Below are 18,331 nucleotides of genomic sequence, written 5' to 3'. Positions count from 1 at the left end.
GGCACCGCTTGCGCATGCGAACCCTCATTCTTTGCTTCGGCATCCTGGGCACGCTTGTGTTCGGCGCAGCCTTCGCCCTGTCGTTTTCCTCGCCATTGCTGGTCGAGAGCCTGGGCAAGGAGATCATCCGCATCGAGATCGAGCGCAGGCTGGGCACCCAGCTGGATACGCTTTCAGGCTCGCGCATGGCGGGCCTGGCCCAGAAAGCGCTTGGCAGGACAGATAGCGAGATCGCCGCAGTGCGGCGCGAGATCGAGGCAGGCATTCCCGACAAGGTGGCCTCGGTCATGACCGACATGCGCCGTGCTGACTGCGAATGCCGCAAGCGCAAGGCCGTCTACACGCAGCAGCGCCAAGCCACCCAGCTGGCATCGCTGATCCAGATGCGCGCCCGGCTGGTGGAATTCATCGAGTCGGCCTACCACCAGACCACGGCCAGCCTGCTGCGGGAGTTCAGGATCTTCACTGCGTCCAATGCGCTGGTGTTTCTGGCCCTGACCGGCGTGACGGCGCGACGCAGGCGGGCGGGGCTGCAGCTGGCACTGCCCGCCATCGTGCTGGTGACCGCCTCGGCGGTGACTGCCATGCTGTATCTGTTCGCACAGGACTGGCTGCACACCATTGTGTTTGGCAGTTACATCGGCCTGGCCTACATGGCCTATCTGGCCTTTGCCATCGCACTGCTGTGCGACATCGCACTCAACCGGGCACGCCTGTGCACACGGGCCATCAACGGCCTTGCGTCGTCTTTTGGTTCGGCATTCGAGGTCTTGCCTTGTTGAGCCCAAGGCCCACCTTGGCCCGGTAACTGCCCCGATCACAGCAGCGGCACGGCCTCCATAGCCCTACCCACCCGCCACCACAATCCGCCCCTTGCCCGCACGCTTGGCCGCGTGGGCACCGAAGGTGCGCGCATGCTGCTGCAATGGATGCGCGCAGAGGCCGGGGAATCGCCAAGCCTGGATCTGGGTTATGAGCTGGTGGTGCGACAAAGCAATTGACTGGCTGATGCCTGGATATCCATTCGCATATTGAGATAGAGTTCGGCGGCTTGGCCATTCCCGCCCAGGCCCTTCTTCTCCACTGCGTCTGCGCAATGGAGATTTTTCATTTCAATCCATCTTCAAAGAACATGAACACCATTGCATTGGGAGGACGCCTGCGGCCGCAAGGCGCAATCCGGACTCGCCGGATCATGGCCGCCTTGCTGGCTGCGAGCGCTGTACTGTGTGTGCCGAACGGAGTATCGGCGGCCGAGAACGATGCACTATCTGCCTCTCTGGCCGCATTCGGTGATGCCGCTGCGGCAAGACGCCTGGAGGACCAGATCGCGGATCTTGTGAAAAAGCGCAATCAGGCGGGCATGACCAAGCTGGTGGGGCAGATCGCGCAGAACGACGGGGCTTTCATGGAAAAGATGGACAGCCTGACGCAGGCCAAAAATCGGGTTCCTGATCCTGAAATGACCAGGATTGCCATGGCCCTGGGCCCTTGCCACCATGCCGGTTTTCTTCTCAGGAAAATGGCCTTCACCCTTGCCGATGGTCAGGCAAAGCCCATCATTCGCAATGGGGTGATCATGATTGACGGAACGCACATGGACGATATGTATGCCGAGCAAATGTCGCGCTGTGAAAGGCTGGCCAAGCAGCCCATGCGGAAAATCAAGATAGGCTCCATGTGCTCCGTCAATGGCTCGGGTTGCGACGAGGATCCGGATATGGATTGAAGAGGCCGAGCGCTGAAAAGCGAATGCAAGGAAAGAAAAGGCCGGGTCTGCCGCCCGGCCTTTGGTGACCGGCCCGGCGGTGACTTTTGGTTCGGCATTCGAGGTCTTGCCTTGTTGAGCCCACGGCCCCACCTGCCCCGGCAACTGCCCCGATCACAACGGCGGCATAGCCCCAAAATCCCTACCCGCCCGCCACCACAATCCGCCCCTTGCCCGCACGCTTGGCCGCGTACATGGCCTCGTCGGCGCGCTGCAGGAGCTGGGTGGCATCTTCCCGGGAGGCATTGAGGGCGATGCCCATGCTGGCGCCGACCTGCACGGTGGCACCGCTGTGCAGGCGGATGGGCTGGCGGATGGCGGCCAGGCAGCGCTGCATGATCTGCCGGGCGTCGTCGGCCGAGGCCAGTTCGTCCAGCAGCAGCACGAACTCGTCTCCGCCCAGGCGGGCGACGCAGTCGGTTTCGCGGGCCTGGGTGGTGAGGCGGCGGGCGATGATGCGCAGCACTTCATCGCCGGCGTCGTGGCCTTCGGTGTCGTTGACTTGCTTGAAGCCGTCCAGGTCCATGAAGCAGACGGCCAGCTGGCCGGGGCCGCTGGCCTGGGCCAGCGCGCGCTGCAGCCGCGCCTGCAGCGCGCGGCGGTTGGCCAGGCCGGTCAGCACGTCGTGCAATGCCTGGTGCTGGGCCGCCTGCTCGCCGCGCTTGAGGGCGTCGATGTCCACGAAGACCCATATCGATTCGCCATCGGCCAGGCCCGCGCCGCTGACATCGACCCAGAGCAGGCTGCCATCGCTGGTCTGCAGCTGCATCTGGGCGTGGCATTTGCCGCTGGAGCGCAGTGCGCCGTAGGCCAGTTCGCCGGAGCGTTCGTAGGTCTCCTCGTCCGGGTAGAGGATGCGCGCCGAGTGGTCCAGCAGCTCGCCGGCCGGGCGCTTGAGCATGCGCTGCAGGGCCTGGTTGGTCCACAGCAGCCGGCGCTCACGCAGGCGGGCGATGCCGATGAGGTCGTTGTCCATGAACAGTTCCTGCTGGCGCAGCAGCTCGGCGAGCCGGATGCGCGCCACGCGTTCGCGCTGCTGTAGCAGATAGAGGCTGACCGAGCCCAGCGCGATCAGCGCGATGCTCAGGCCCGTGAGCGCCCAGGCACGCCAGGCCGATGCACGCCACCCCGCCAGGTAGCTTTCCGTGCCCAGGCCGGTGAAGACGGTCAGCGGGTAGCCGGCCAGGCGCTGGTAGGCCGTGATGCGCTCCACGCCATCGAGCAGCGTGGGCGTGATGTACCAGCCAAGCTCCCGGTCATCGGCCAGGGCCCGGTGGTACTCGCCCGAGACTTCCGAGCCGCCGATGCCGGCCATGGGCTGGGGATCGCCTGCCGCGTAGCGGGCCACCAGCAGATCCTTGTCCGAACGCAGCGCAATGGCGCTGTCGGGCCCGAAGGCCTGGCGGCGGAACAGCGACTGGAAATGCTCGGCCGCGACGACCGCGTAGACGATGCCCTGGAAATCCCCGTCGCCGGATTGCAGCCGCCGCGCCAGCACGATGGCCCATTTCTTGAAGGAGTGGCTGACCAGCGGGTCGGAGACCACCATGCGGTCGGTGTTGCGCGCCCGGTCGAAGTAGCCTCGCTCGGCCACGGAAAATGCCGGCTCCTCCTCGTTCGCACTCTGCAGGACCTGGCCATTGGCGTCGGTGACGCGCAGCGCCGTGACGAAGGGAACGAGGGCGCGCTGCTCCTGCAGGATTTCATAGAGGGCCAGCGCCGCCACGTCCGCGCCTTCCAGACTCCGGCTGCGGTAGCGGCCCGCGACGGTGGCCAGGGCGTTGTCCACCAGCCGCATCTCGGCGTTCAGCTCCAGGCTCAGGCTGCGGGCCTGGTTCCGGGTGACGGCCACGCCCAGGTCCAGGTCGGCCTGGTGGTTGGCACGCAGGCTCAACCAGGTGGCCAGGCCCAGCAGGCCGGCCACCAGCAGGTTGCCGAGCACCAGGCGCAGGAGCACCTTGTCGGAAAGAAGCCTCTTCATGGCGCCGGGTGTCCCTTTCCTACTTGCTGGATGGGCATCGGGGTGGATGGACCGGCCCATTTTTAGCACAAGGCAAGAGCACTCCATGCCAGGTCGCACGCCATGGCAGCGGCGCCTTTCGGCGCTGCGCCCGGCCCCCCTCAGGGCATGCGCCAGCTCAGGCCCGCGTACACGGCCCGGCCATCTCCGGGAAAGTAATAGGCACCGTCCACGCCGCGCACATTGGCCTGTACGGCCGTAGTCGCGGCATAGCGCCGGTCGGTCAGGTTGCGGCCTTCGACGAACCAGCTCCAGCCATCGCCCAGTGTCCCGCTCAAGCGCAGGTTGAGCAGCGCATAGCCATCGGAGGCCACGGTGTTGGCATGGTCCACCCAGGTGCGCGAGGGCAGCCACTCCAGGCCGGGCGCGACCGTGACCTGCTGCGTGGCCTTCCACTGCAGCTCGGCCCGCAGCAGGTGCGGTGGAATGCCGGCCAGGCGGCGGCGGCCGTAGACGGCGTCGTTGTCAAAGCGCAGGTCGCTGTAGAGGTACTGGGTGCGCAGCGACCAGCGCGGCGCAAGCCGTGCCTGCATGGACAGCTCCAGCCCCTGGTGGATGGTGCGGTCGGCATTGGTGGTGCCCAGGGCCGCGCCGCTGGCGTCGGTCAGCGCCAGCAGTTCGCGGCGCACGCGCGAGTGGTAGATGGCGGCGTCCCAGGCCAGGGCCTCGCCGTGGCCGCGCCAGCCGGCCTCCACCGTGGTTGCGCTTTGCGCGCGCCCCAGCGGCAGCGAAGGCTGGTAGACCAGCTCGCCAATGGGCGGAGCCTCGAAGCTGCCGCTGATGTTCGCGTACCACTGCGACGTGGGCGTGGCCGCGAACAGCAGGCCCAGCTTGGGCGAGGTGTGGCTGAAATCCACGTCGTAGCTGGAGGCGGGCGCCAACAGATTGTCCTGGCGGCGCTGGGCGCGCACGAACTGCAGGCCGGCCTGCAGCGTCCAGCGGGTGCTCAGGCCATGGCTGTATTCGCCATAGACCACGTCCTGCTGCGCCTTCACGCGCGTGCGCCCCGTGGACGTGCCGGCCGCGCCGCCCGCATTGGTGTAGCGCCATTCATCGCCATCGAGCTGCGCGCTGGAAAAGCCCAGCACCAGCCTGCGCGTGAGGCCGCCGCCCTGCCCCAGCTCGGCCACCAGGCGCGAGTCCAGGCCCGTGTCGCGCATGTCCTGCTGGACGATGCCCATGGTCATGGGGTGGAAGCGGTCGCGCTGCGCCGCGAACAGCGAAGTGGTCCAGCGCAGGCCTTCGCGCGGCTGCCAGTCCATGCGCAGGGCGCCGCGCGTCTGGCGGTAGTTGTTGCCGGCGTCCTGCGCCACATAGCCGTGCGCGGCCTGGCGCGGATTGGCCAGCATGGCCGCGCGCGTGAGGCTGCCGGGCATCTGCATGTCGGCATCCACATGGGACAGGAAGGCGCGCAGCTCCAGCGTATCGGTGAGCTGCAGGCCCACATTGCCGGACAGGCGCTGCGTGCGCCAGGCCGACTGTTCGCGCCAGCCGTCCTGCTCGCTGCGGCTGAAGTTCAGAAGGCCATCCACCCGCTCGCCACGGCCCGCCAGCTGGGCCTGTGCCTGCCGCTGGCCGAACGATCCGGCCTGCAGCCGCAGCGATGCGGCAGGCGCCGTCAGGCCGGTCGGCGAGACAAAGTTGATCGCGCCGCCCAGGCTGCTGGCGCCGTACTCCAGCGCATTGGCGCCACGCCAGACCTCGACATGCTGGGCCGCCATGGGGTCGATGGACTGGAAGTCCGCCGCGCCATCGGCCTGGTTCAGCGGTATGCCGTCCTGGTACAGCTGTATGCCGCGCATCAGATAGCCGCGCTGCACGCCCGAGCCCCGGATGGACAGCCGCGTCTCCGGGCCGTGGCGCGTCTGTGCGAGCACGCCCGGCGCGTAGGCCAGTGCATCGGCGGCGGTGCTGGCACGCCCGGCCGCGTAGCTGGCTGCATCGATGACGGCCGTGCCGCCTGCGCGCTGCGACAGCTCATCGCGCGCAGCCTGCACGGCCTGGGCGGCGCGGGCCTCGGGCGTGGCGGCGGCGCCGCGGGCGCGCACCTCCACATCCGCAAGAACAGGTTCTGCCTGGGCCAGGGCGGAGGATGCCGCGCAAAGGCCTGCGGCGCCGGCCAGAGAAAGTGCAAAGCTCTTCATGCAGCCCCCAGGATCTGCCGCAGATCGGCCGCGCAGTCCTGCGCGTCCTGCTCATGGCGGAACGCCACGCGCAGCCGGCCCTCGGGATCGAAGACATAGGTGATGGCCGAGTGGTCCATGGTGTAGGACGCACCCGTGGGCACCTTCTTGTAGAAGACCTTGAATTCCCTGGCAACCTCGGCCGTCTGCGCCTCGTCACCGCGCAGCGCGACAAAGCCGGGGTCGAAGGCGCCCACATAGGCCTTGAGCACCTGGGCCGTATCGCGCTCGGGATCGATGGTGATGAAGGCCACGGCCAGGCGGGCACCATCGGCGCCCAGAAGCTCGCGTATTTCCAGCGCGCGCGTCAGCGCCGTGGGGCAGACATCGGGGCATTGGGTGAAGCCGAAAAAGACCATCAGGGCCTGGCCCTTGAAGTCGGCCAGCGTGCGCTCGCGCCCATCGGCATCGCGCAGGCGGAAGTCCCGGCCGTACTGCGCGCCGGTCAGGTCGATGCCCTTGAACGGCACGGTGGCGGGCTTGCAGCCGGCCAGCAGCGCCAGTGCGGCCAGGCCGCCGCCAAGGCAGGCGCGGCGAGACAGGGCAACGGGAGCAACGGATGGGAGGGTCGAAGAAAAATCGGCGGCGCGCTGCGGCGCCGCATGGCAATCGGAACGGAACATGGCTTCCCTGCGTGGAATCTTGGCGAAGCCGCACCGCCAAGGCTGCGCCCAGCCGGTGCGGCAATGTTCTGAGACAGGCCAGCGGCCAGACAGCGCGGGACAGCGCTGCACAGCAGCCGAGGGCTCAGGCGATCAGCAGCAGCAAGGGAGGCCCGCGCGGCGGCAGCGGCGCGCCGACCAGGGAGGCAATGCGGGCAGAGACGATGGGCTGCAGCGCGCGGCCCAGCGGCTGCGGTTGTGCCCAGGAGGGGGAGACATGCGCGGGCGGCGGCGTCACCGCCAGGCACAGCGGGCAGTCCAGCGAATGCTGGGCAGACACCGCCTGCCCTTCTTCACCGTTGACCACGACCAGCTTGACGCTGCCGCCAGCCGTGCAGACCAGCTCCATGGCCTGCGGGTGCACCAGGGGCGATGCAATGGCCAGGCCCAGCGTCAACGCGAACCACGCCATGACCAGGCGGGCCAACGAGACGGAGTTGCGCAGGGCGTGCATGGCTGGGGATTATGGGGCTGAGATGCCGGATATGCGTGGTATCCGTAGCCGCCCGCCCGCATGGGCCATCCCATAATCGCCTTTTCCCCAAGCAGTGACCGCCATGTCGAAACTCCATGTTGTGCAGCAGGGCCAAGGCCCGGCCCTCGTTCTGAGCCACGCGCTCGGTTGTGACCTCCAGATGTGGGACGGCGTTGCCCAGGCGCTGGAAGACCGCTTCACCGTGGTGCGCTACGACCACCGGGGCCACGGCCGCTCGCCCGCCATCGGCGAGGCTTTCGACATGAACGACCTGGCAGACGACGCAGCCGGCGTGATCGAGGCGCTGGGCCAGGGGCCGGTGCACTTCGTGGGCCTGTCCATGGGCGGCATGACGGCCCAGGCCCTGGCCGTGCGCCATCCGGCGCTGGTGCGCAGCATCACCATCGCCAATTCGGCCAGCTACTACGACGAGGCCGCGCGCGCGGGCTGGCAGGCGCGCATTGCCACCGTGCACGACCAGGGCGTGGCGGTGATTGCCGACGGCGCCATGCAGCGCTGGTTCACCCCCGAATTCCGCACCGGGCAGGCGGCCCGCGTGGCCACCTTGCGCGCAGGACTGGAGGCTTTGGCGGCCAAGCCCTATGCGGCCGCCTGTGCGGCCGTGGGCGGCATCGATTTTCGCGAGAGCAATCGGCGTATCGCCTGCCCCGCGCTGCTCATTGCGGGCAGTCGCGATGAGGCCACGCCGCCTGCCCTGTCCGAGGACATGCAGGCGCAGATTCCGGGCGCGCAGCTGGTGTCGCTGCCCGCCGCGCATTTGAGTGCCGTGGAAATGCCCGTGGAGTTTGCGCGGTTGGTGAGCGACTTTGTCGCGCAGGTCCGCTAGATCTGCAGCCCCACCCCAACGGTATGCGCGCGCTGAGCGAAGTCGCTATCGTGGAGGACATCACGGAGGGCACCAGGGCCGGCACCAGGGCCGGCATCACGGCCGGCAGATCAACTCCGCCACGTCCATCAGCAGGGCTTCATCGATCTGCTCGCGCAGGTCCACCGCCAGCCTGCGCCGGTAGAACACGCCCAGGTCCAGCCCCACGCCCAGCGCGCGGATCTGCACGTCGCCCGCGCGCTCGTGCCGGGCGATGACCTGGCGCAGGTGCTGATCCAGGTAGTGCTCGTCGTTGGCCTGGTGCGTGGCCGTGTCCATGGGGCAGCCGTCCGAGATGACGAGCAGGATGCGGCGCTGCGCGGGCCGCGCCAGCAGCCGCTCGCAGGCCCATTCCACGGCCTCGCCATCCACGCCCTCGCGAAAGAGGTCGGGCCTGCGCAGCGCGGCAATGCCGTGGCGGGCGTGGCGCCAGGGTTTGGCGGCATCCTTGAAGACGATGTGCAGCCGCTCGTTGAGCCGCCCCGGGATGTGGGGCTGGCCCGCGCGCTGCCAGTCGCGGCGGGCGCGGCCGCCGTTCCAGGCCTGGGTGGAAAAGCCCAGCACGTCCACCGGCACGCCGGCCATGGACAGCGCGCGGCCCAGCAGGTCCACCAGCAGGGACAGCGGGCGCGCATGCGCCTTCATCGAGCCCGAGCAGTCCAGCAGGAGGGCCACGGCCGCATCGCTGACGGGGCGCGGCAGCTCGTTCCTGAAGATGGCGCGCTGCTGCGGATCGCTGACCAGTTGCGCCAGCCGGCTTGCATCCAGGTGGCCATCCTCCAGGCCGAACTGCCAGCCGTCGTGGCGCGGCACGGCCAGGCGCTGCTGCAGGTGGCGGGCCAGCCGGCCCGCGTGCAAGCCGCTGCGCGCCAGCTCCTCATCCATCTGCCCGCGGAACTCGGCCAGTTGCGCTGCGCGGATCAGCTCGGCCGCCTGCGCCTCGCGGTCGTAGGCGCGCGTGAACACGCGGTAGCTGTGGGCCGAGCCGGCCCAGGCGCGGCTGTCGCCGCTGAGCGCCACGGGCGGCGCATCCAGGCTTTGCGATTCAAAGTGCAGCGGCAGCGCGAAGCTGCCCCGCCGGCGCGGCCCGCCAGCGCCGCGCGGCGCCTCTTCCTGGGCTGACCGCACGGCCTGCCCCACCCAGCGGCTGATGGCCAGGGCCGGCGCAATGAAGGCCTGCTGGTCCTGCCGGTGGCGGCGCAGCAGGGCCCACTGCGCGCCCAGTTGCGCCGACAGGCCGGCGCGCGTGGCCTCGGCCAGGTCGGCCAGGGCATCGGGCGGCTCATGGCCGCTCAGGCGGCTCCAGGCGGTCAGCGCCACGGTGAACAGCAGGATGCCCAGGCTGCTTTCGGTCAGGCCCGAATCGGCAAAGGCCTGGCTCCAGTGCACAAAGCGCGCATGCAGGTTGGCGCGTGCGCCGGGCCATTCCTCGGGCGCCAGGCTTTCCACGCGCAACTGCTCCAGCAGTTCGAACACCAGCCGCTCCACCGGGTCTCCGGGCAGGTGGCGCGCGTGCAGGCCGGCATCGCTCAGCCGCAGGCGCAAACTGGCGCCGTCGAGCAGGCCGCGCTGGTCGGCCAGTTGAGCGGGCACGTCGGATTGGTGGGCCGCTGCCAGCACCACGGGCGCCGTGCCCCGGTACAGCGTCTGCCCGCTCCATTGCAGCGAGGCGTCGCCCGCCATGGCGCGCAGCAGCGCGCCGCCCCAGGCCTCCATGCGCGCCAGCGAGGGGGATGCCTCAGCAGGCATGGGCGGGCTCGTCGCGCAGCGCCAGTTCCTGGCCGAAGCAGCGCTGGAAGTACTCGGCCACGATGGCCCGCTCGGCCGGCTCGCACTTGTTGAGGAAGGACAGCTCGAAGGCCAGCCGCAGGTCGTGGAAGATCTGCGCGTTCTCGGCCCAGGTGATGACGGTGCGCGGCGACATCAGCAGCGACAGGTCGCCCACCGCAAATCCCTTGCGCGTGAGCGCGGCCAGCGCCACCATGGCGGCCACCTGCTCGCGCCCCTGCGGCGTGGCCAACTGCGGCACGCGCGCCAGCACGATGGCGGCCTCCTCGGCCGGTGCCAGGTAGTCCAGGCTGGTGACCAGGTTCCAGCGGTCGAGCTGGGCGTGGTTGAGCATCTGCGTGCCGTGGTACAGGCCGCTGAGGTTGCCCTGGCCCAGGGTGTTCATGGTGGCGAAGAGGCGGAACTGCGCATGCGGCTGGAGCACGCGCTTTTGGTCCAGCAGGGTGAAGCTGCCCTCGCGTTCGAGCACGCGCTGGATGACGAACATCACATCGGGCCGGCCCGCGTCGTATTCATCGAAGACCAGGGCCACGGGCCGCTGCAGTGCCCAGGGCAGGATGCCTTCCTGGAACTGCGTGACCTGGCGGCCCTCCTGCAGCACGATGGCGTCCTTGCCCACCAGGTCCAGCCGGCTGATGTGGCCGTCGAGGTTGACGCGCACGCAGGGCCAGTTCAGCCGCGCCGCCACCTGCTCGATGTGGGTGGACTTGCCCGTGCCGTGCAGCCCCTGGATGACCACGCGCCGGTTGTGCGCAAAGCCGGCCAGGATGGCCAGCGTGGCCTGCGGGTTGAAGCGGTAGGCCGGGTCCACGGCAGGCACATGCTCGCTGCGTTCGGCAAAGGCCGGCACCTGCATGTCGGTGTCCAGGCCGAAGGTCTCGCGCACGCCAAGTGTGCGCGTGGGATGCATCAGGGTCAGCTCAGTCATCGTCAGGGGCTCCCGGGGGGACTTCGTCGTTGATGCGCGCAATCGCCTCGGCCGCCGCGCGCAGTTGGGGAAGAAAGGACAGCGCCCGCTCGCGCGTGAAACGCATGATGGGCGCCTGCACGGCCAGCCCCATGTTCGAGGGGCCGCCCTGGATGGAGGGCACGAGCACGCCCAGGCACAGCAGGCCGGGCAGGAACTCCTCGTTGTCGAAGGCATGGCCCTGGGCGCGCACCTGGTCCAGTTCGGCGTCCAGCGCGTCGAAGGCCGTCAGCGTGTTGGCCGTGAAGCCTTCCAGCGGCACGGCCGACAGCAGCCGCCTGCGCTGCGCGGGCGCCATCTGGCTCAGGAACAGCTTGCCCGTGGCCGAGCAATGGGCCGGCACGCGCGAGCCCGGGTGCAGATAAAAGCGCAGCGGCGCGGGCGTTTCCACGCGGTCCAGGTAGAGCACCTCGCTGCCCGAGAAGGCGGTGATGTTGCAGCTCTCGCCGATGTCGCGCACCAGCTGGGCCAGCACCGCGTGGCGCGCGCCATGCGTGGTGTTGTTGAGCAGCACGCTCTCGGCCAGCCGCATCAGGCGCCGGCCTGTGCCGTAGTGCCGGCCATTGCCCTCGCGCTGCAGGATGCCCGCGCCTTCGAGCTGCTGGAGCATGCGGTGCATGGTGGGCTTGGGCAGGCCTGTCTCCTCGACCATGGTCTGCAGCGTGAAGGGCTCGTTCTTCTGGGCAATGGCCTCCAGCAGGGCGAACAGCCGCAGGTTGGGCGTGTCGCCATCGATACGGGCAGGGATGGGGTCACGGGTGTTCATGGTGTTGGTCATCATATGTTTTTCAATTTTTCGAGTCAATTTGTTCCGAAAAAAGAAATTTGTTTGACATCCAGGCGAAGTCAGTCCTAGACTTGCGCCGTAATTTCTTTTTTCGGAACATTAAGTTCCATTTTCAAGGAGACAACATGACTGCAGCCAACAATCGTACGGTGGTCGAAGGCGTCCAGAAGATGACCCCTTCCGAAGCCTTTGTGGAGACCTGCGTTGCCAACGGCGTCACGGAGATGTTCGGCATCATGGGCTCGGCCTTCATGGATGCCATGGACATCTTCGCGCCCGCCGGCATCCGCCTGATCCCCGTGGTGCACGAGCAGGGCGCGGCCCACATGGCCGACGGCTATGCGCGCGTCTCGGGCCGCCACGGCGTGGTGATCGGCCAGAACGGCCCCGGCATCAGCAACTGCGTGACCGCCATCGCCGCCGCCTACTGGGCCCACAGCCCCGTGGTCATGATCACGCCCGAGACCGGCACCATGGGCATGGGCCTGGGGGGCTTCCAGGAAGCCAACCAGCTGCCCATGTTCCAGGAGTTCACCAAGTACCAGGGCCATGTCTGCAACCCCAAGCGCATGGCCGAGTTCACGGCCCGCTGCTTTGACCGCGCCATCTCCGAGATGGGCCCCACACAGCTGAACATTCCGCGCGACTATTTCTACGGCGAAGTGCAGTGCGAAATCCCCAAGCCCATGCGCGTGGAGCGCGGCTCGGGCGGCGAAAACAGCCTGCAGGCCGCCACGGAACTGCTGGCCACGGCCAAGTTCCCCGTGATCCTGGCCGGCGGCGGCGTGGTCATGGGCGATGCGGTCGAGGAATGCAGGCAGCTGGCCGAGCGCCTGGGCGCACCCGTGGTCACGGGCTATCTGCGCAATGACGCCTTCCCCGCCAAGCACCCGCTGTGGGCCGGCCCGCTCGGCTACCAGGGCTCCAAGGCCGCGATGAAGCTCATCGCCCAGGCCGACGTGGTGATCGCGCTGGGCTCGCGCATGGGCCCCTTCGGCACCCTGCCCCAGCACGGCATGGACTACTGGCCCAAGAACGCCAAGATCATCCAGGTCGAGGCCGACCACACCAACCTGGGCCTGGTCAAGAAGATCTCGGTCGGCATCCACGGCGACGCCAAGGCCGTGGCACGCGAGCTGGGCCGCCGCCTGCAGGGCCAGACCCTGGCCTGCGACGCCACCAAGGCCGCGCGCGCCGACACCATCGCCACCGAGAAGGCGGCCTGGGAGAAGGAGCTGGACGAGTGGACGCATGAGCGCGACCCCTACAGCCTGGACATGATCGAAGAGGCCAAGGGCGAGCGCACGCCCACGGGCGGCCAGTACCTGCACCCGCGCCAGGTGCTGCGCGAGCTGGAAAAGGCCATGCCGCCGCGCGTGATGGTCTCCACCGACATCGGCAACATCAACTCCGTGGCCAACAGCTACCTGCGCTTCGACGAGCCGCGCAGCTTCTTCGCGCCCATGAGCTTCGGCAACTGCGGCTATGCCCTGCCCACCATCATCGGAGCCAAGTGCGCGGCGCCCGACCGGCCGGCCATCGCCTACGCCGGCGACGGCGCCTGGGGCATGAGCATGGTGGAGATCATGACCGCCGTGCGCCATGACATTCCCGTCACGGCCGTGGTCTTCCACAACCGCCAGTGGGGCGCGGAAAAGAAGAACCAGGTGGACTTCTACAACCGCCGCTTCGTGGCCGGCGAGCTGGAAAGCGAAAGCTTCGCGGCGATTGCCAGCGCCATGGGCGCCGAGAGCATCGTGGTCGACCAGATCGAGGACGTGGGCCCGGCGCTGCAAAAGGCCATCGACCTGCAGATGAACCACGGCAAGACCTGCGTGATCGAGGTGATGTGCACGCGCGAACTGGGCGACCCGTTCCGCCGCGATGCGCTGGCCAAGCCCGTGCGCTTCCTCGAAAAGTACAAAGATTTCGTCTGAAGCTGTCTGACACCCCCTGAGGCGCTGCGCGCCTTCCCCCTCTCTACCCGCTGCGCGGGGGAGGGGGACGACACCCTCGGTGCGGGGCGGCCCTTCCTCGGTGTCCCTGGGATGGGCCGCGCCGGTTTCATGCGCCTGGGTGAAGCGCAAGGCCCTCGAAAGCCGATTCCCAGATTCCCTGCGTTGCTCGCGCCGGGCCCTGTACTTTCCCGCAGGAGCTTTCATGGTCCCCCCACTTTCACTCGCCGTGGCCGCCGATGATGCGCCCGCCACGCACCGCCCCCATCTCCAGCACTTGCTCGACCAAGCCAAGGCGCAAGGCCCCATTCCGGTGGCCGTGGCCTATCCCTGTGATGCGGGCTCGCTGCAGGCCGCCATGCAGGCCGCGCAGGCGGGCCTGATCACGCCGCTGCTGGTGGGCCCCGAGACACGCATCCGGGCGGCGGCCCAGGCAGCCGGGCTGGATCTGGCGGGCGCCTGCATCCACTCCACAGCCGACGATCCGCGCGCGGCGGCGGCCCAGGCGGCGGCGCTGTGCGGCAGCGGCCAGGCCCGCGCGCTGATGAAGGGCAGCCTGCACAGCGACGAGTTGCTGGGCGCTGCCGTGGCGCGCGAGGCCGGCCTGCGCGGCAGCCGCCGCGCCAGCCATGTGTTCGTGATGGACCTGCCGGGCTTCGAGCGCCCGCTGCTGATGACCGATTGCGTGGTCAACATCTTCCCCACGCTGATGGACAAGCGCGACATTGCGCAGAACGCCATCGACCTGGCCCGTGCCATCGGCATTGCGCGGCCCCGCGTGGCCGTGCTCTCGGCGGTGGAGACGGTCAACCCCGCCATTCCCGGCACCATCGACGCGGCCGCGCTGTGCAAGATGGCCGACCGGGGGCAGATCAGCGGCGCCATCCTCGACGGGCCGCTGGCCTACGACAACGCCATCTCGCTGCGCTCGGCGCATCACAAGGGCATCGTCTCCGATGTGGCAGGCCAGCCCGACGTGCTGCTGGTGCCCAGCCTGGAGGCCGGCAACATGATCTACAAGCAGCTGGTCTACATGGCCGATGCCGAGTGCGCGGGCCTGGTGCTGGGCATGCGCGTGCCCATCGTGCTGACCAGCCGTTCGGACTCGGTGGCCAGCCGCATCGCGTCCTGCGCGCTGGCCGTGCTGGCCGATGCGGCGGGCGGCAAGGAGCAGCCATGAGCCAGGTTCAAGCCCCGTTGGCAGCACAGCCGCCCGTGCCGCGCATGCTGCAATGGCTGAAGCTCCTGCCCGGCACAGGCCTGTCGGGCGTGATTGCGCTGGCAGCCACCTTCGTCTCCACGCTGCACGGCGGGCCGCAACTGCTGTTCGCGCTGTTCTTCGGCGTGGCCTTTCACTTCCTGAGCCAGGACGCGCGCGCCAAGCCGGGCATCGAGTTCTGCGCACGCGGCGTGCTGCGCCTGGGCGTGGGGCTGCTGGGTGCGCGCATCACGGCCACGCAGATCGCGGGCCTGGGCTGGACCACGGCGCTGATCGTTATCGCCGCCGTGGTCACCACGCTGCTGTGCGGCACGCTGCTGGGCCGGCGCCTGGGCCTGACGCGGCCGCAGGGCGTGCTGTCGGGCGGCGCGGTGGCCATCTGCGGCGCCTCGGCGGCGCTGGCCATCTCCTCGGTGCTGCCGCGTGACAAGGACAGCGACCGCTTCACGCTGACCGTGGTGGTCACGGTCACCGTGCTGTCCACGGCCGCCATGGTGCTGTACCCGCTGGTGGCGCGCGCCCTGCATCTGCCGCCCGAGCTGGCGGGCCTGTTCATCGGCGGCACCATCCACGATGTGGCCCAGGTGGTGGGCGCGGGCTACACCATCGACCAGGCCACGGGGGACTACGCCACCATCGTCAAGCTGTTCCGCGTGTCCATGCTGGCCGTGGTGGTGGTCATGGTCTCGGCCCTGTTCAAGCGCCAGCGCGAGGCTGCGGCCGAGCAGCACCACGGCAAGAAGCCGGGCCTGGTGCCCTGGTTCCTGTGGGTGTTCGTCGCGCTGGTGGCCATCAACTCGCTGGGCTGGGTGCCGCCGGGCCTGCAGCACCAGTTGAGCGACCTGTCGCGCAACTGCCTGGTGCTGGCCATTGCGGCCCTGGGCCTGAAGACCTCGTTCCAGCAACTGGCCCAGGCCGGCTGGCGGCCTTTTGCACTGCTGGTGGTGGAGACGCTGTGGATGGCGGCCTTCGTACTGATCGCCATCGAGTTCGAGATGCGGTGAACGCAGGCGCAACACGGCAGTTTTCCAGGGCCCGCCATGCGCGGGCCCTTTTCATTTCTCATGGAACCGGCGCATTTGATGTTCGCGCATTGAGGTGATACATTTGCACACAATTTTTTGACGCACATCAACGCCCAACACGAGCCGTGAACGTTCTTCGCAAGCAAGCCGGCAGATTCCGCAGACGCACTGCCATCCAGGTCCTCGCCCTCCTGCGCAGGCAACAACCCCTGCAAGCTGCCTTGCTGCGGCTGCTTCCGTGCCTGCTGCTGCTGGCCGGCTGCGCCGTGCTGCTGGACTCCCTGGTGCCCATCCCGCTGTGGGCCATCGCCGGCCTGACCGGGGTCATGGCGGGCTACATCGCCCACAACTGCCAGGCGTTTGTTGCATCCCAGCGCAGGAAATCCATGCTGCGCCATCTCGCGCGCTGCTGCCTGCTGCACGCCCAATGAAACACAGGCGTCCGGGTCGTCAGGCGCCGCTGCTGGCATAGGCCGTCAGCGCCTGCGCGACCGCCTTGAAGACCACGGCGCAGCGCTCGCTCTTGCGCAGGTCCTCATGCATGGCCACCCAGGTATCGAGCTTCCATGAGAATGCCTGCGGCAGCACCCGTACCAGGCCCGCGTCCCTGGCCGCCAGCGCTGACTGGCAGATGCCGATGCCAAAGCCAGCGCGGATGGCGCCCAGCTGCGCCAGGTCGCTGTCCGAGCTCAGCGCCATGGCCTCGCGCGTGAACATCGGAAACTGCTGCTGAAACCTGCGGATGAAGGCGTTCTCATGGTCAAAGCCGATCAGCGAATGCCCGGCCAGCTCCTGCAGCGAAGCCGGCACGCCATGCCTGGCCAGATAGCTCTCATGGGCATGCAGCCCCAGTTCGATGGCGCCGATATGGCGGGCCACCAGCGCCTCCTGCTGCGGCCGGAACATGCGCACGGCCACATCGGCCTCGCGGCGCAGCAGGTCATCGACCGCGTTGGACAGCACCAGCTCGATGCGCAGTTCAGGATGGGCCGCGCGCAATTGCGCCAGCACGGGCGGCAGCAGCTCCACGCCCACGACCTCGCTGGCCGTCAGGCGCACCGTGCCGCGCACGCCCGCGCCATGGCTGGCCGCCACGCGGCGCAGCGCGGCAGCCGTTGCGGCCATGCTGGCCGCATAGGGCTGCAATTCATAGGCCGCCTCGGTGGGCGCGAAGCCATCGGACGAACGGGTGAACAGTTGCAGGCCCAGCGCCGACTCCAGCCCGTCAATGTGCCGGCCCACGGTTGGCTGTGCCAAGCCCATGGCCCGGCCCGCCGCTGACAGCGACCCGGACTCCAGCACCTGCAAAAAGCTGCGATACCACTCCCAATGGGGTTCCGACATCACTGATCCATTCATTTATGCATGGACACCAGAAGATTCTAGGCAATTTTCCTTTTGCAGCGTGTTGCGGACACTGGCGTGGTCACCACAGGACACGCACCATGCCATCCATTGCACTTTTCGGCGCCGCAGGCGCCATCGGCCAGAGCCTGGCCGCCGCGCTCAGACAACAGGGCCGCGCCTATCGCGTGGTCGGCCGCAACGCAGCCAGCCTGCGCCAGACCTTCGGCGCCGATCCCCTGGCCGAGATCGCCACCTGGAACCCGGATGTCGCCGGCTCCATCGAGGCGGCCGCCCACGGCGTCGACACCCTGGTCTACCTGGTAGGCGTGAACTACTGGCAGTTTCAATTGCATCCCGAACTGATGCGCAAGACGCTGGAAGGCGCCATTGCCGCAGGCGTGCGCCGCATCGTGCTGATCGGCACCGTCTATCCCTACGGAAAGGCCCGCACCCTTCCCGTGGCGGAAGACCATCCGCGCGAGCCCCATACCTTCAAGGGCCGCATGCGCAAAGCCCAGGAGGACCTGCTGCTGCAAGCCCATGCACAGGGCCGCATCGAGGCCACCGTGCTGCGCCTGCCCGACTTCTACGGCCCCGGAGTGCACAACAGCCTGCTGCACGGCGCCTTCGAGGCGGCGGCCCACGGCGGCCGGGCCGACATGATCGGCCCGCTGGACCGTCCGCACGAGTTTGTCTATGTGCCTGATGTGGGCCCCGTCGTGGCGCGCCTCATCGACACGCCGCAGGCATTCGGCAGGGTCTGGCACCTGGCTGGCGCGGGGGTGATCACGCAGCGCGACATCGTCTCGGAGATCGAACGCCTGAGCGGCAGGCCGTTGAAACTGCGCATCGCGGGCAAGACCGCGCTGCGCCTGGCCGGCCTGTTCAGCCCCTTGATGCGCGAACTGGCCGAGATGCACTACCTGCTGACCGATCCGCTGATCATGGACGACTCGGCACTGCACGCCCTGCTGGGCCCCATCGCCAAGACCCCCTACGCCCAGGGCATACGCGCCACGCTGGATGCCGCCAGGGCGGGCTCGGGCTCAGCTGTGAACTCCAGCCCGCAGCAGGCCACGGCCTGAAAACAAAAAAGCCCTGACAGCAGAACTGTCAGGGCTTTTGTCTATCTGGCAGGGGAGGAAGGACTCGAACCCTCGCATGCCGGAATCAAAATCCGGTGCCTTTACCAACTTGGCGACTCCCCTAGAAGACGTAAATTCTAATACGTTTTTTTGGGCCGAAATCC

16 protein-coding genes and 1 tRNA gene are annotated in these 18,331 nt (G+C 68.3%); 8 read left to right on the top strand and 9 right to left on the bottom strand.

Annotated features, from left to right (window positions below; genetic code table 11):
• The first annotated feature begins 14 nt into the window (after nucleotides 1-14).
• A complete protein-coding gene (locus BO996_RS09305) occupies nucleotides 15-782 on the top strand; it encodes a hypothetical protein (protein WP_071954570.1) in 768 nt (255 codons plus the stop codon).
• A 350-nt stretch (nucleotides 783-1,132) separates the two neighbouring features.
• A complete protein-coding gene (locus tag BO996_RS29635; RefSeq protein ID WP_232240491.1) occupies nucleotides 1,133-1,729 on the top strand; it encodes a hypothetical protein in 597 nt (198 codons plus the stop codon).
• A 181-nt stretch (nucleotides 1,730-1,910) separates the two neighbouring features.
• Here the strand turns inward: BO996_RS29635 and BO996_RS09295 are convergent, their stop codons facing one another.
• From BO996_RS09295 to BO996_RS09280, 4 genes are all read right to left on the bottom strand, one after another.
• Nucleotides 1,911-3,749, bottom strand: a complete 1,839-nt coding sequence (locus tag BO996_RS09295) for a sensor domain-containing diguanylate cyclase (RefSeq protein WP_071954569.1) — start codon at nucleotides 3,747-3,749, stop codon at nucleotides 1,911-1,913.
• Nucleotides 3,750-3,889: 140 nt separating this feature from the next.
• On the bottom strand, nucleotides 3,890-5,932 hold the full coding sequence (locus BO996_RS09290) for a TonB-dependent receptor family protein (protein ID WP_071954568.1): 2,043 nt from the start codon (nucleotides 5,930-5,932) through the stop codon (nucleotides 3,890-3,892).
• On the bottom strand, nucleotides 5,929-6,594 hold the full coding sequence (locus tag BO996_RS09285; protein WP_071954567.1) for an SCO family protein: 666 nt from the start codon (nucleotides 6,592-6,594) through the stop codon (nucleotides 5,929-5,931). The genes BO996_RS09290 and BO996_RS09285 overlap by 4 nt, the downstream gene beginning before the upstream one ends.
• 124 nt (nucleotides 6,595-6,718) lie before the next feature.
• Nucleotides 6,719-7,087, bottom strand: coding sequence for a DUF2946 family protein (locus BO996_RS09280; RefSeq protein ID WP_012203922.1), 369 nt, complete (start codon nucleotides 7,085-7,087; stop codon nucleotides 6,719-6,721).
• Nucleotides 7,088-7,190: 103 nt separating this feature from the next.
• Here BO996_RS09280 and BO996_RS09275 point away from each other — a divergent pair, with 103 nt between their 5' ends.
• Nucleotides 7,191-7,955, top strand: a complete 765-nt coding sequence (locus BO996_RS09275) for an alpha/beta fold hydrolase (protein WP_071954566.1) — start codon at nucleotides 7,191-7,193, stop codon at nucleotides 7,953-7,955.
• Nucleotides 7,956-8,051: 96 nt separating this feature from the next.
• Here the strand turns inward: BO996_RS09275 and BO996_RS09270 are convergent, their stop codons facing one another.
• From BO996_RS09270 to BO996_RS09260, 3 genes are read right to left on the bottom strand one after another with little or no spacing between them, the layout of a single operon-like run.
• Nucleotides 8,052-9,743: a cobaltochelatase CobT-related protein gene (locus tag BO996_RS09270; protein ID WP_071954565.1), complete on the bottom strand. Its 1,692-nt coding sequence runs from the start codon at nucleotides 9,741-9,743 to the stop codon at nucleotides 8,052-8,054.
• Entirely contained in the window at nucleotides 9,733-10,710 is a 978-nt protein-coding gene (locus BO996_RS09265) for an AAA family ATPase (protein WP_013803829.1), read from the bottom strand. The genes BO996_RS09270 and BO996_RS09265 overlap by 11 nt, the downstream gene beginning before the upstream one ends.
• The gene (locus BO996_RS09260; protein ID WP_012203918.1) at nucleotides 10,703-11,530 is read right to left on the bottom strand and encodes an IclR family transcriptional regulator; all 828 of its coding nucleotides are present in this window, start codon (nucleotides 11,528-11,530) and stop codon (nucleotides 10,703-10,705) included. Before BO996_RS09260 ends, BO996_RS09265 begins: the two co-directional genes overlap by 8 nt.
• A 131-nt stretch (nucleotides 11,531-11,661) precedes the next feature.
• Between BO996_RS09260 and xsc the strand changes: the two genes are divergently transcribed.
• From xsc to BO996_RS09240, 4 genes are all read left to right on the top strand, one after another.
• Complete coding sequence (xsc, locus tag BO996_RS09255) at nucleotides 11,662-13,473, top strand: sulfoacetaldehyde acetyltransferase (RefSeq protein ID WP_065346922.1); 1,812 nt, start codon at nucleotides 11,662-11,664, stop codon at nucleotides 13,471-13,473.
• Nucleotides 13,474-13,696: 223 nt separating this feature from the next.
• The gene (locus tag BO996_RS09250) at nucleotides 13,697-14,671 is read left to right on the top strand and encodes a bifunctional enoyl-CoA hydratase/phosphate acetyltransferase (RefSeq protein ID WP_071954564.1); all 975 of its coding nucleotides are present in this window, start codon (nucleotides 13,697-13,699) and stop codon (nucleotides 14,669-14,671) included.
• Nucleotides 14,668-15,714 carry a YeiH family protein gene (locus BO996_RS09245; RefSeq protein ID WP_013803832.1) on the top strand — a complete coding sequence of 349 codons (1,047 nt, stop codon included), beginning with the start codon at nucleotides 14,668-14,670 and terminating at the stop codon, nucleotides 15,712-15,714. The genes BO996_RS09250 and BO996_RS09245 overlap by 4 nt, the downstream gene beginning before the upstream one ends.
• A 242-nt stretch (nucleotides 15,715-15,956) precedes the next feature.
• On the top strand, nucleotides 15,957-16,166 hold the full coding sequence (locus BO996_RS09240; RefSeq protein ID WP_232240490.1) for a hypothetical protein: 210 nt from the start codon (nucleotides 15,957-15,959) through the stop codon (nucleotides 16,164-16,166).
• 19 nt (nucleotides 16,167-16,185) lie between these two features.
• Here BO996_RS09240 and BO996_RS09235 read toward each other — a convergent pair whose 3' ends face one another.
• Nucleotides 16,186-17,079, bottom strand: coding sequence for a LysR family transcriptional regulator (locus tag BO996_RS09235; RefSeq protein ID WP_071954562.1), 894 nt, complete (start codon nucleotides 17,077-17,079; stop codon nucleotides 16,186-16,188).
• Nucleotides 17,080-17,180: 101 nt separating this feature from the next.
• Here BO996_RS09235 and BO996_RS09230 point away from each other — a divergent pair, with 101 nt between their 5' ends.
• The gene (locus BO996_RS09230; protein ID WP_071954561.1) at nucleotides 17,181-18,167 is read left to right on the top strand and encodes an NAD-dependent epimerase/dehydratase family protein; all 987 of its coding nucleotides are present in this window, start codon (nucleotides 17,181-17,183) and stop codon (nucleotides 18,165-18,167) included.
• Nucleotides 18,168-18,213: 46 nt separating this feature from the next.
• Here the strand turns inward: BO996_RS09230 and BO996_RS09225 are convergent.
• Nucleotides 18,214-18,290, bottom strand: a tRNA-Gln gene (locus tag BO996_RS09225).
• Nucleotides 18,291-18,331: the final 41 nt, after the last annotated feature.

The sequence above is a fragment of the Delftia sp. HK171 genome, assembly GCF_001886655.1.
GTDB lineage: Bacteria > Pseudomonadota > Gammaproteobacteria > Burkholderiales > Burkholderiaceae_C > Comamonas > Comamonas acidovorans.
This window is presented reverse-complemented; position numbering and strand designations above follow the sequence as displayed.